Genomic DNA, 12,547 nt, shown 5'->3' with positions numbered 1-12,547 from the left:
CGACTCCGTCCGAGCGGGAAACGGTCCGGCCCGCGGCGGCGTTCCCGGTGTGCGCGGCCGGTGCCGGCGGGAGTGCTGCGGCGGGGTGTCGCGGCAAGGTTTCGCCGCGACTGTTGCGCCGGGTGAAGTTTCTGCGACAGCGGGGGGCCGCGGGGTGGCTGTGGCGGCCGGATCTTCCTAGGGTCGTCGTGTACCTGCCACCCATGGGGCGGACCGCCCCGCGCTGGAGGACCCTGTGCGCCTCAGACTGATCGCACCCGCTGCCGCCGCCCTCGGCTTCCTGCTGGTGATCCCGGCAGCCGCCGCCGACGCGGGACCGGGAGCACCCGGCATCGGCGACCCGTACTACCCGACGTACGGCAACGGCGGCTACGACGTCTCCCACTACGACCTCGACCTCCGCTACCAGCCCGCGACCGACACCCTGTCCGGCACCGCCACCCTGCAGGCGACCGCCACCCAGGGCCTGACCAGCTTCGACCTGGACTTCGCACTGACGGTCAGCAAGGTGACGGTGGACGGCCGCCCCGCGGCCTTCGCCACCAGCGGCGAACAGGAGCTGGTCGTCACCCCGGCGAAGGCGATCCCGCGCGGCCACCGCATCACCGTCGCGGTCACCTACTCCGGCGTGCCCTCCAGCGTCGAGCGCTACGGCTTCACCTCCTGGCAGCGCACCGCGGACGGCGGGGTCGCGGCCAACGAGCCCGAGTCGGCCTGGTGGTGGTTCCCCAGCAACGACCACCCGCTGGACAAGGCCACCTACGACGTCGACGTGCAGGTCCCGGCGGGCGAGCAGGCGATCAGCAACGGCCTGCTGGTCTCGCAGCACACCGCGGACGGCTGGAGCTCCTACCACTGGCACCAGGACCGGCCGCAGGCCACCTACCTGGCCACGCTCGCCCTCGGGCACTTCGACATCACCCGCAGCCGCACCCGAACCGGCGTGCCGGTCATCAACGCCTACAGCACGGCGCTGCCCGCGGCCACCGCAGCCAACGCGCGGGCCGGCGTCGAGCGCACCGGCGAGATCATCGACTTCCTCAGCGGCTGGTTCGGCCCCTACCCCTTCGACGCGGCCGGCGGTTACGTCCCCGACGTCCCCTCGCACTTCTCCCTCGAAGCGCAGACCCGGGTCTTCTACAGCCCCGCGGTCTTCGCCACCACCGACGGCATCGGCACCGTCGCGCACGAGCTGTCCCACCAGTGGTGGGGCGACGACGTCTCGCTCGCCCGCTGGTCCGACATCTGGCTGAACGAGGGCTTCGCGACGTACGGCAGCTGGCTGTGGGCCGAGCACCAGGGCACCGCGACCGTGCAGCAGATCGCCCGGCAGACCTACGACGCCCACCCGGCCGACGACCCCTTCTGGACGGTCGAGCCGGGCGACCCGGGGCCGGCCAAGCAGTTCGACGACGCCGTCTACGACCGCGGCGCCGTCGCCATCCAGGCGCTGCGCATCACCGTCGGGGAGCCCGCCTTCCGCGCGCTGCTCAAGGCCTGGCCCGCGCAGCACCGCTACGGCAACGGCACCATCGCGCAGTTCCGCGCCCTGGCCGAGCGCCTGTCGGGCAAGGACCTGGGCGGCTTCTTCCAGACCTGGCTGTACACCCCGGCCAAGCCCGCCGTACTCCCCGGCGGGTGACGCCCGGCTGATACGGCACCATGGACCCGGGCGGAGCCGGGAGGACGACCACCGATGACGGACAGCGAACTGCGCGCGGACTGCGGCAACTGCTTCGGGCTGTGCTGCGTCGCCCTCGCCTTCACCCGGTCCGCCGACTTCGCCCGGGACAAGGCCGCGGGGGAGCCCTGCGGCCACCTCGGCGCCGACCACCGCTGCGGCATCCACGACCGGCTGCGCGAGCGCGGGTACGCCGGCTGCACCGTCTACGACTGCCTCGGCGCCGGGCAGAAGGTCTCCCGGCACACCTTCGCGGGCCAGGACTGGCGGCAGGCGGCGGACGGCGGCCGGGCGATGTTCGCGGTGCTGCCGGTCGTCCGGCAGCTGCACGAACTGCTCCGCCACCTCGCCGAGGTCCGCGCCCTGCCGGCCGCGGCCGAGCTGGACGGGGCCGCCGCCGAGGCCGCCGCGCACATCGAGGCGCTGAGCCTGGGCAGCGGCGACGAGCTGCTCGCCCTGGACGTCGCCGCCGAGCGCGCCCGGGTCGGCGACCTGCTGCTGGCCGCCTCCGCGCTGGCCCGCGCCGGCTTCCCCCGGCGCAGGAACCACCGCGGCGCCGACCTGATGGGCTCCCGGCTGCGCGGCGCCGACCTGCGCGGGGCGGACCTGCGGGGCGCCCTGGCCATCGGCGCGGATCTGCGCGGGGCCGACCTGCGCGGCGCCGACCTCCTGGGCACGGACCTGCGCGGCGCCCGGCTGGCGGGCGCCGACCTGCGCGGTGCGCTCTTCCTGACCGCCCCGCAGCTGGCCGCGGCGGCCGGCGACGGAGCCACCCGCCTCCCGGCGGGCCTGGCCCGCCCGGGCCACTGGACGTGACGAAGGACACGATCGTGGCGGCGGACATGAAGATGGACACGAAGAAGGCCCCCCACATGCCGTGGGAGGCCTTCTCACCCTGCGAGGTGCGCCGCCAGGGACTCGAACCCCGGACCCGCTGATTAAGAGTCAGCTGCTCTAACCAACTGAGCTAGCGGCGCCTGCGTGCACAACTATACGGCCTCCGAGCGGGTGCTCGTGACCACCCCGGGGGCACCCCCCCCGGGGGTCCGGGTGCCTGGTCAGATGCTCATCGAGAGCAGCACCGGCGCGGCCCGCTGGTTGAGGGTGTCGACGGCCGGCTTGAGGCGGTGGGCCTGGGCCAGCGGCATCGACAGGGCCAGGCAGGCGACCGTCTTGCCGATCGTGACCGGGATCGCCGCGCACACCGTGCCGACCGCGTACTCCTGCAGGTCGAGCGTGGGGACGCTGGCCGGCTGGCGTTCGAGCTTGGTCAGCAGCGCCCGGTCGTCGATCTCGGTGCGGGAGGTGAGCCGGGCCGGGCGGTGCCGGGAGAGGTGCTCCAGCCGCGAGTTGTGGTCGAGCTGGGAGAGCAGGCACTTGCCCACCGCGCTGGCGTGCGCGGCCGAGCGGAAGTCGACCCACTCGTTGACCTTGGGCGCGTTCGGCCCGTCGGCGAAGTCGATGATGCGGACCTCGCCGTCGTCGTAGCGGCTGAAATACACCGCGGCGCCGACCTCGTCGCGCAGCTCCACCAGAATGGTGCGCAGCTTTTCGGCCAGGGCGTCGTCGTGGTTGGCGGCGCCGAGCAGCACCAGGGTCTCGCCGAGCACGTAACCGCCGCCGGGCAGGAATCCCAGATAGCGTTCCTGCTGCAGCATGGTCAGGAGCTGGGAGAGGTAGCCGACGGGTACCCCGATCTCCCGGGCCAGCTGCTCGGCGGAGACGCCGTGCCGGTGTGAGTCGACGGATTCCAGCACGCGCAGTGCATGCTGGACCGCGTAGACCGGCGCGGTCTGACGGTGCTCTAGCGCCACGGTAGCCCCCTGCAGGTGTGACCGTTTGCGTCCCGGTTGTCGCTGCTGGTCACGGTTGGGGCTCGGTAGGGTCCCAACCGGCAGCTTGACCGGATTCCACGATAGCCCCAATACCGTTGCCGGTAGAGGCGGTTGAGCACTTCTTCCGGGCGCCGCAGGCGTATATGCAGGAAGGGGCCACTCTGGCATATGCCAAGGTCACTGCCCGATTGGGAAAACCGCCGAATTGACCACGGGAATAAGCGGACGCCCGCTCCGGTTGTGCATTCCCGGAATATTCCGCGTGCCGGGCACGCGGGCGAACGATCAAGGAGGCGCTAGCTGTGGGTGACGACGTGGCTCGGGACGGCGGCAGCGGCAATGGCGGCAGCGCCGGCGACGGGATCCGCGGCACCGTCCGCGGCAGCGCTCCCGTACCGCTGTCGGTGCTCGACCTGGCGGGCGTCGGCGCCGGCCTGACGGCGGGGGACGCGCTGCGCAACAGCGTCGAGATCGCCAGGACCGCGGAGGCGCGCGGCTACCACCGGATGTGGGTGGCCGAGCACCACTCCATGCCCGGCGTGGCCAGTTCCTCGCCCGCGGTCATCCTGGCGCACCTGGCCGCCTTCACCCGCACCCTGCGGCTCGGCTCCGGCGGTGTGATGCTGCCCAACCACGCGCCGCTGGTGATCGCCGAGCAGTTCGGCACCCTGGAGGCGCTGGCGCCGGGGCGCATCGACCTGGGACTGGGCCGCGCGCCCGGCACGGACGGGGCGACCGCCGCGGCGCTGCGCAGGACCGAGTCCCTGCACGAGGGAGCCGACGAATTCCCGCAGCAGCTGGCCGAGTTGACCCGCTTCCTGGACGACGACTTCCCCGAAGGACACCGCTACGCCCGTATCCACGCGGTGCCGGGGCCTGTGCAGGGCAGCACGGCGGGCGGTGTGCAGTCGGCGGCCAGGCCCAGCATCTGGCTGCTCGGATCGTCCGGCTTCAGTGCCCGGCTGGCGGGTGCGCTGGGGCTGCCCTTCTCCTTCGCGCACCACTTCTCGGCCGCCAACACCGTTCCCGCGCTGGCCCTCTACCGCGAGTCCTTCCGCCCCTCGGCGGTGCTGGACCGCCCGTATGCCTCGATCGGGGTGGCCGCGCTGGCCGCGGAGGACCCGGAGCAGGCGCGGCGCCAGGTGATGGCGGGGGCGCTGGGCATGCTGCGGCTGCGGACCGGCCGCCCCGGGCTGATCCCGACGCCGGAGGAGGCCGCGGCCCACCCCTTCAGTCCGATGGAGCGGGACTTCGTGGACTCGTGGCTGGCCAACATCGTCCACGGCGACCCGGAGACGGTCAGGACGGGGCTGGACGAACTGGTGGGCAGGACCGGCGCCGACGAGCTGGTGATCACCGCCAACGCGCACACGCCGGCCGTCCGGCTGCGCTCCTACGACCTGATCGCCGACGCCTACGGCTTCCCCAAGGACGTCGCCGCCGGTTAAATACCCGTTTCCCGGCACCCGGTGGTCCAACCTTGGACCGACCACGGGCCATGCCTTAACCAGGGGTTAAAGCCGCTCGTCACCCGGTTGACGAGCGGCTTTGCTCACGTCGTGAACGATCGGCGGGCCGCCAGGAGCCGCAAATTGGTCTAGTCCTGGCTTTGGTTCAGACCATTGACGTGCACTTGATCAGAGGGCTATCCATACCCCACAGCCCCCTGTTGTTCCTCCCTCTCCCCCCGGAGGTTCTTGTGCAGTCCAGGAAGAGAGCGCTCGTGGCCGCCGCCACGAGCGCCGCGCTCGCCATCGGCGGCCTCACCGCGCTCGTCGCGGGCGTGGGCACCGCCCAGGCCGAGACCGCCGCTGCCAAACCGGCCGCAGCGGCCGCCACCGCGAGCAGCGGCGGCGTCAAGATCGCGTACTACGACCAGTGGAGCATCTACGGCAACGCCTTCTACCCCAAGAACCTCGACACCGAGGGCATCGCCGGCAAGCTGGACATCCTCAACTACTCGTTCGAGAACATCGACCCGGTCAACCTGACCTGTTTCGAGGCCACCAAGGCGTCGGACTCCACCAACGAGTCCAACCCCAACGCCGGCGACGGGGCGGGCGACGCCTTCGCCGACTACCAGAAGTCCTTCGGCGCCGACATCAGCGTCAACGGCACCGCCGACACCTGGAACCAGCCGCTGGTCGGCAACTTCAACCAGCTCAAGCAGCTCAAGGCGAAGTACCCCAAGCTCAAGATCGTCGCCTCGATCGGCGGCTGGACGTACTCGAAGTACTTCTCCGACGCCGCCGCGACCGACGCCAGCCGCAAGAAGCTGGTCAGCTCCTGCATCGACATGTTCATCAAGGGCAACCTGCCCGTCCAGGGCGGCTTCGGCGGCACCGGCGCCGCGGCCGGCATCTTCGACGGCTTCGACCTCGACTGGGAGTACCCCGGCTCGCCCAACGGCCACACGGGCAACCACTACAGCCCGAACGACAAGGCCAACTTCACCAAGCTGGCCGCCGAGTTCCGCACCGAGCTGGACGCCTACGGCGCCGCCAACGGCGGGCGCAAGATGCTGCTCACCGCGGCCCTGCCGTCCGGCCAGGACAAGATCGCCACCGTCGAGACCGACAAGCTCGGGCAGTACCTCGACTACGCGAACATCATGACGTACGACATGCACGGCGCCTGGGACGCCACAGGGCCGACCAACAACCAGGACCCGACGTACCAGTCGCCCAACGACCCGTCGAACCCGATCGCCCCGGGCAGCGCCAAGTACAGCACCGACGAGGCGATCAAGGCGTGGACCACCGGTGACCCGGCCTACGGCATCCCCGGCGGCTTCCCGGCCAGCAAGATCACCATGGGCTACCCGCTGTACTACCGCGGGTGGAGCGGGGTCCAGGCCGGCAGCAACCACGGCCTCTACCAGCCGGCCACCGGCGCCGCCCAGGCCCGCGGCATCAGCCAGGTCGCGGGGACGGCGTACTACAAGGAACTGAGCGGCATCGTCGACAACGCCTCGACGACCTTCTGGGACTCCGCCTCGCAGTCCAACTACTTCTACAACGGCAACGAGTTCTGGACCGGACTCGGCGCCCAGGGCATCCAGGCCAAGGCCGACTACGCGCACTGCCACGGCCTCGGCGGCTCGATGATGTACTCGCTGCTCGACCTGGACCCGGCGGCCACCCTCTTCAACAAGATCGTGACCGCGACCAACGGCTCGGCGTCCAGCTGCAGCAACCCCACGACCCCGCCGACCACTCCGCCCACCACCCCGCCCACGACGCCGACGACCACCCCGCCGACGACGCCCCCGACCACTCCGCCCACCACCCCGCCCGGCGGCACCTGCACCCTGCCGTCCTGGTCCGCCTCCGCGGTCTACGTCGGCGGCAACCAGGTCTCCTGGAAGGGCCACAACTGGAACGCCAAGTGGTGGACCACCAACGAGGAGCCCGGCACGACCGGTGAATGGGGCGTCTGGCAGGACCTCGGCGCCTGCTGACCCGCCCACCGGGGTCACCCCACTGACCCCACAGGGACCCGCGTCCTCCCTCCCCCCGAGGACGCGGGTCCTCCGCGTGTTCGGTCAAGGACAGCAAGAACTCGACCGGCCCCGGCGTTCATGGCTGACGTCACAACGGGGCGCCCCCACCGGGCTAGGCCGTGTTTTGGAAGTCCCGCCCGCCCCGTGGGCGGACGGCCCTACTTCCAAAACACGGCCTAGCGGGTGGCGCGTTCCAGCGCCGTGATAACGGATTCGTACGGTTCGCCCGTGGCGCGCGCCATCGCGACTTCGCACATGCGGCTCGCAGAGAGGTACGTCGAGAAGCCCCGCGCAGCGACCTCTTCCGCCTCGGGGCGGGTGGCCGCGGCGGTGAGTTCCGCGTGCAGCATGCCGCGGTCGCCGGCGAAGCCGCAGCACCCGGCGTCGTCGGGCACGACGACGTCCTCGGCGATGGCCGCCGCGAGTTCGGCGAGTGCGGCGTCGGGCCGGCCGAGGTGGTGTGCGGAGCACGTGGGGTGGAGGACCGCGGAGGGGACGGGGTCGGTCACGGTGAGCCGGGGCAGGACGTGGTCCGCGGCCCATACGGTCGCGTCCAGGACGGTCAGCTCGCCGTGGAGTTCGCGGTTGGCGTCGGTGAGGTAGGGCACAACCTCCCGGGCGAGCCCGAGCGTGCAGGACGTGGCGTCGACCACCAGGGGGAGCCGCCCGCCGCCGGTCCAGCCCCAGGCGTGCTCGACGATGCGGTTGGCCATGACCGCGTTGCCGGCCTCGTACCCCTTGGAGTGCCAGATCGTGGCGCAGCACGTGCCGGTGACGTCGGGGGGTATCCACACCGGCAGGCCTGCCCGGGCGGAGACGGTGACCAGGGACTGCGGCACCCAGCCGTAACGGCCCTCGGGCGGGCCGAAGATGCGGTTGACGCAGGCCGGGTAGTAGACGGCGGCGGCGCCGTCCTGCTCGGTGCGGGGCAGCGCGCGGGGGGCTGCGCCGGGGATCTCGGGGAGCCAGTCGGGGACGAGTTCGGGCCGCAGCGCCCGCCGGGCGAGCCCGGTGGCGGCGGTCAGCGGCCGGTCGCCGGCCCGGCGGCGTACCGCGTCGGCGGTGGCGACAGCGGCGCGGGCGGCGCGCTCGGCGCCGCGCCAGTGGGTGGCGACGGAGCCGGCGGCCCGCTCCTCGGTGCGGGAGTGCCGGGCGTGCCGGAAGTCCTTCATCATCGCGCCGGTGTCGATGCCGACGGGGCAGGCGAGTTTGCAGGTCGAGTCGCCGGCGCAGGTGTCGACGGCGGCGTAGCCGTACGCGTCGAGCAGTTCGCGCAGCACGGGGGAGCCGGCCGGCTGGCGCAGCATCTCGCGGCGCAGCACGATGCGCTGCCGCGGGGTGGTGGTCAGGTCGCGGCTGGGGCAGGTGGGTTCGCAGAAGCCGCACTCGATGCAGGGGTCGGCGACCGGTTCGATGACCGGGATGGTCTTCAGGCCGCGCAGGTGGCCGCGCGGGTCGTGGTCGAGGACGACGCGCGGGGCGAGGATGCCGTCCGGGTCGAGCAGTGCCTTGATCCGCCACATCAGGGCGGTGGCGGCCGGCCCCCACTCGGCTTCCAGGAAGGGCGCGATGTTGCGGCCGGTGCCGTGCTCGGCCTTGAGGGAGCCGTCGAAGCGCTCGGTGACGGTGCGGCAGAAGTCCGCCATGAAGGCGGCGTAGCGTTCGACGTCCGTGGCGCGCCCGGCGTCGAAGGTGAGCAGGAAGTGCAGGTTGCCGTGGGCGGCGTGGCCGGCCACGGCGGCCTGGAAGCCGTGCCTGCGCTGCAGGTCGAGCAGTTCCGTGCAGGCCTCCGCGAGCCGGTCGGGCGGCACCGCGAAGTCCTCGGTGATCAGGGTGGTGCCGGGCGGCCGGGCGCCGCCGACCGCGGTCACGAAGGCCTTGCGTATGCGCCACAGTGCGGCGATCCGCTCACGGTCGCGGGTGAGGCCGCCGTAGCCCTCGCCTGCGGGGGGCGGGGTGATCAGGCCGAGGTCGGCGCAGATCCGCTCGGCGGCCCGCTCGTACGCCGCCAGCTGCGTGTCGTCCGCGGCCCTGAACTCGACCAGCAGGGCCGCGCAGGTCTCCGGCAGGTCCGCCCACTCCCCCGGCACCCCGGGTACGGCGGTCGCGGCCCGCAGCACGTTGCCGTCCATCAGCTCGACGGCCTCGGCGCCGGCCTGTGCGAAGTGCGGTACGGCCGCGGCGGCGGCGGGCAGCGTGGGGAAGAAGAGCAGCCCCGCGGTGGCGGCGGGGCGGACCGGCAGCGTGTCGTAGACGGCCTCGGCGACGAAGCCGAGGGTGCCCTGCGAGCCGATCATCAGCCCGCGCAGGATCTGGGCGGGGCTGTCCGCGTCGAGGAAGGCGTCGAGCCGGTAGCCGTTGGTGTTCTTGATGGCGTGCTTCGCGCGGATCCTGGCGGTCAGCTCGGGGTCCGCCTCGATCTCGTCCCGCAGGTCGAGCAGCCCTTGGTAGATGTCCGGCTCGGCCGCGGCGAGGCCGGCGTCGGCGTCCGGGTCCGCGGTGTCCACGACGGTGCCGGACGGCAGCACCACCGTCAGCGAAGCGACGGTGCGGTAGGAGTCCCTCGTGGTGCCCGCGGTCATGCCGGAGGCGTTGTTGGCCAGGACCCCGCCGACGGTCGCGGCCACCGCACTGGCCGGGTCGGGGCCGAGCACCCGGCCGTGCCGGGCCAGGGCCGCGTTCGCCCGGGCCAGCACCGTGCCGGGCAGGATGCGCGCCCGGGCGCCGCCCGCCTCGACCTCCACGCCGCTGAAATGGCGGCGCACATCCACCAGGATGTCCTCGCCCTGCGCCTGCCCGTTCAGGCTGGTGCCCGCGGCCCTGAAGACCAGGTGGCGGCGCTCGGCCCGCGCGTACGCCAGCAGCCGCACCACGTCCTGCACACTCTGCGGCACCACCACGGCCTGCGGTACGAAGCGGTACGGGCTCGCGTCCGACGCGTAGCGCACCAGGTCCGTGAGGTCGCCCAGGACCCGGTCCGCGCCCAGCAGCCGCACCAGACCCGTCCGCAGCGCGGCAGGCGTGCCGCCCGCCCTGGTCTCCTCCACCCGGTCCGGCGCGGCCTCCCCCGCGGGTACCGGCCGCAGCGCGGCACCGCCCTTCGGATCGTGCACAGGCATCGGGACCTCCTCGGCGGCGGTCCCCCGCGGGCGGGGGGCCAGACCTGGCGGAGAAACATACCGATCGCCAACCTATGCCCCAGCAGGTGGCGGTGCGCGGTGCTCCGCCTGCCGCCCTACGCCCCGCGGCGGCTCCCGGGCGATCTTCTCCGACTTGCGACGGAGGCGAAAGCCGCCGGTCACCGGCAATACTTCACGGCAGGAGCCGGTCCGACGGGGGAAGGGGAACGGCGTGCACGGGGATCTGCCGGACGGGTCAACAGCCGCAGGAGGGCTGCTGGCCGACACTCTGGTCGAGCTGGCCGACACCCTCGGCGACGAGGGCGAGCCCGACGCGCCGCTGCGGCGGCTCGCCGGCCGTACGGTACGGCTCACCGGCGTCGCCGCGGCCGGGCTGCTGCTCGCCGAGGAGGGCGGGGACATCCGGGTGGTCGGCGCGTCCTGCGAGCCGGCCCGCCTGCTCTCGGCGGTGGGTCCTGGCCCGGACTGCTTCCGCAGCGGCACGGACGTCGCCGTGGCCGACCTCGGCCGCGACCGCGGCCCCCTCCCCCGCGACTTCGTCCGCCGCGCGCGGGCCAGCGGCTACGCCGCCGTCTTCGCGGTGCCGGTGCGGCACCGCGAAGAGGTCCTCGGCGCCCTCGTCCTCTACCGGGCTGCGCCCGGGCCGCTGCCAGAACGTTCCGCCGCGGTCGCACGCTCACTCGCCGACGCCGCCGCGATCGGGGTCCTCCAGCGGCGCACCCGGCGGCGGCACCAGCTGCTGGCCGCGCAGCTGCAGACCGCGCTGGACTCGCGCATAGCCGTTGAGCAGGTCAAGGGCGTTCTCGCCGAGCGCTGGCACGTCAGCCTCGACGACGCCTTCGCCCTCCTGCGGGCGCACGCCCGCCACCACCAGATCCGCATCGCGGATCTGGCGACCTCCATCCTCTCCGGCTCCACCACCCTCCCCCCGCCCCCCTGACTCCCCCCCTTGCGCGGGGCCCCCGCCGGGGAAGGGCGGCGGCCCCGCGCAAGGGGAGTCAGGGGGCGGGGTGGGAACCCGTGAGTGCGGCGAAGACCACCACGTTGGCCGAGTAGGCCTGCGCTTGTTTGTCGAAAGCCCCACCGCAGGTGATGAGGCGGAGTTCGGGTCGGCCCGCTGACCCGTAGACGCGGTTGGCGTCGAAGTGGGCCTTCTCGACGACTTCGACCGCCTCGACGGAGAATTCCGCGACCGTGCCGTCGGAGCGGGAGACCTCCACCAGCGCCCCGCGCCGGATCGTGCTGAGGCCGTAGAAGACCGCGGCCCGCGTCTCGGTGTCGACGTGGCCGACGATGATGGCCGCGCCGGACGCTCCTGGGGGCGGGCCGTCGCGGTACCAGCCGGCGACGTCGGGGGTGGAGTAGGGGGGCGGGTCGACCGCCCCGTCCTTGAGGCCGCGGCCGACGAGCGGCGCGTGGATGCCCACCGACGGGATGTCGATGTGCAGCGGTACGGCGTCGCGCAGCGGCACGTGGGGGGCGTAGACCTGGGGCGGCCGGTCGGCGGCCGCGGCGGCGAGGCTGCGGGCGCCGGGGGGCGGCGCGGCGGGCAGGTGGCCGCCGTGGCCGAGGAGGTACGCGGCCAGCAGGACCAGGCCGACCACGACGGCCGCCCAGGTCCTGCCGGTGCCGGCACCGCTGTCGGCGCCTGGTTCTTCGGCCCCCACCGCCATGCCGGTCAGCCGCGGGCGGCGGTGCGGCGGCGGATGACCAGGCCGGCCAGGCCGGCTGCGGCGGCGCCGCCGGTGGCGAGCAGCGGCCCGGTGCTGGTGCCGGCGGCTGCGGGGCCTGCGGCGAGCTGTGCGGTGCCGCCGCCGCCGGCCGGGACGGGGTTGACCGGGACGAGCGGGGTGCTGCCCGACGTCACGGTGACGGTGGCGGACGCGGAGCTGGTGGAGCCGTTGCACTCGACGGAGACGGCGTAGGAGCCGTCGACGGCGTCGGACTTGATGAAGGCCGTGCCGTCCCAGCCGTCGGAGCCGTCACCCGAGGGTGCGAGGGTGACCGCGTCGACGAAGACCTCGGCGCTGGCCTTGGCCTTGGCTCCGGACTTGCAGGAGGCCTTGAGGTGCAGGCTGACCACCCCGCCGGGGGCGACGGTCGCGGGTGAGATGTCCATGCCGGAGCTGGACGAGGCCGACGACGAGGAGGACGAGCTGGACGAGGACGATCCACCGCCCCCCTCGTCGGCGAGTGCCTGCTTCGGCAGCCCGGTCACCCCGCCGACGGCGAGGACGCCGAGGGCGCCGGCCGCGGCGATGACGGGGAGTTTCAGACCAAACATGGGGACCTCCGCTCGGCCGGGGCGGGGACTCGCTCCCGGTGCTTACGAAGATCCCCGTGACCGGCCCGGCGTGCACGCTCGGTGACCCATCAGGGTGACGTGCCC

At 73.2% G+C, this 12,547-nt stretch carries 10 protein-coding genes and 1 tRNA gene; 6 read left to right on the top strand and 5 right to left on the bottom strand.

What is annotated here, in order from left to right; translation table 11 throughout:
* The first annotated feature begins 235 nt into the window (after window positions 1-235).
* From JT723_RS00420 to JT723_RS35675, 3 genes are read left to right on the top strand one after another with little or no spacing between them, the layout of a single operon-like run.
* Window positions 236-1,642: a M1 family metallopeptidase gene (locus JT723_RS00420; protein ID WP_205042253.1), complete on the top strand. Its 1,407-nt coding sequence runs from the start codon at window positions 236-238 to the stop codon at window positions 1,640-1,642.
* 54 nt (window positions 1,643-1,696) lie between these two features.
* On the top strand, window positions 1,697-2,497 hold the full coding sequence (locus JT723_RS00415) for a pentapeptide repeat-containing protein (RefSeq protein WP_205042252.1): 801 nt from the start codon (window positions 1,697-1,699) through the stop codon (window positions 2,495-2,497).
* Complete coding sequence (locus tag JT723_RS35675) at window positions 2,494-2,619, top strand: hypothetical protein (protein WP_265749546.1); 126 nt, start codon at window positions 2,494-2,496, stop codon at window positions 2,617-2,619. The genes JT723_RS00415 and JT723_RS35675 overlap by 4 nt, the downstream gene beginning before the upstream one ends.
* On the opposite strand, the gene JT723_RS00410 is transcribed toward JT723_RS35675, so the two are convergent.
* Both JT723_RS00410 and JT723_RS00405 read right to left on the bottom strand, forming a co-directional pair.
* Window positions 2,585-2,658: transfer RNA gene (locus tag JT723_RS00410), tRNA-Lys, on the bottom strand. The two genes, JT723_RS35675 and JT723_RS00410, sit on opposite strands and share 35 nt — an antisense overlap.
* Window positions 2,659-2,739: 81 nt before the next feature.
* Window positions 2,740-3,495, bottom strand: coding sequence for an IclR family transcriptional regulator (locus JT723_RS00405; RefSeq protein WP_205042251.1), 756 nt, complete (start codon window positions 3,493-3,495; stop codon window positions 2,740-2,742).
* 323 nt (window positions 3,496-3,818) lie between these two features.
* Between JT723_RS00405 and JT723_RS00400 the strand changes: the two genes are divergently transcribed.
* A complete protein-coding gene (locus JT723_RS00400) occupies window positions 3,819-4,964 on the top strand; it encodes an LLM class flavin-dependent oxidoreductase (protein ID WP_251512770.1) in 1,146 nt (381 codons plus the stop codon).
* A gap of 275 nt (window positions 4,965-5,239) precedes the next feature.
* On the top strand, window positions 5,240-6,976 hold the full coding sequence (locus tag JT723_RS00395; protein ID WP_251512769.1) for a glycosyl hydrolase family 18 protein: 1,737 nt from the start codon (window positions 5,240-5,242) through the stop codon (window positions 6,974-6,976).
* A 218-nt stretch (window positions 6,977-7,194) separates the two neighbouring features.
* Here JT723_RS00395 and JT723_RS00390 read toward each other — a convergent pair whose 3' ends face one another.
* Complete coding sequence (locus tag JT723_RS00390; protein ID WP_205042249.1) at window positions 7,195-10,137, bottom strand: FAD-binding and (Fe-S)-binding domain-containing protein; 2,943 nt, start codon at window positions 10,135-10,137, stop codon at window positions 7,195-7,197.
* Between the two features lie 232 nt (window positions 10,138-10,369).
* Between JT723_RS00390 and JT723_RS00385 the strand changes: the two genes are divergently transcribed.
* A complete protein-coding gene (locus JT723_RS00385) occupies window positions 10,370-11,098 on the top strand; it encodes a GAF and ANTAR domain-containing protein (RefSeq protein ID WP_205042247.1) in 729 nt (242 codons plus the stop codon).
* 58 nt (window positions 11,099-11,156) lie between these two features.
* On the opposite strand, the gene JT723_RS00380 is transcribed toward JT723_RS00385, so the two are convergent.
* Window positions 11,157-11,831: a class F sortase gene (locus tag JT723_RS00380; protein WP_205042245.1), complete on the bottom strand. Its 675-nt coding sequence runs from the start codon at window positions 11,829-11,831 to the stop codon at window positions 11,157-11,159.
* A 5-nt stretch (window positions 11,832-11,836) separates the two neighbouring features.
* A complete protein-coding gene (locus tag JT723_RS00375) occupies window positions 11,837-12,442 on the bottom strand; it encodes a hypothetical protein (protein WP_205042243.1) in 606 nt (201 codons plus the stop codon).
* Between the last annotated feature and the right edge of the window lie 105 nt (window positions 12,443-12,547).

Origin of the sequence: Actinacidiphila bryophytorum, assembly GCF_016916835.1 — a bacterium.
GTDB classification, from domain to species: Bacteria; Actinomycetota; Actinomycetes; order Streptomycetales; family Streptomycetaceae; genus Actinacidiphila; species Actinacidiphila bryophytorum.
The sequence above is the reverse complement of the archived record's forward strand: the minus strand, read 5'-3'. Positions and strand labels throughout refer to the sequence as shown.

Bases quoted from the DNA above. Each gene is read 5' to 3' on its own strand.
- JT723_RS00375 (WP_205042243.1), bottom strand. From the start codon at position 12,442: ATGTTTGGTCTGAAACTCCCCGTCATCGCCGCGGCCGGCGCCCTCGGC.
- JT723_RS00415 (WP_205042252.1), top strand. From the start codon at position 1,697: ATGACGGACAGCGAACTGCGCGCGGACTGCGGCAACTGCTTCGGGCTG.
- JT723_RS00390 (WP_205042249.1), bottom strand. From the start codon at position 10,137: ATGCCTGTGCACGATCCGAAGGGCGGTGCCGCGCTGCGGCCGGTACCC.
- JT723_RS00380 (WP_205042245.1), bottom strand. From the start codon at position 11,831: ATGGCGGTGGGGGCCGAAGAACCAGGCGCCGACAGCGGTGCCGGCACC.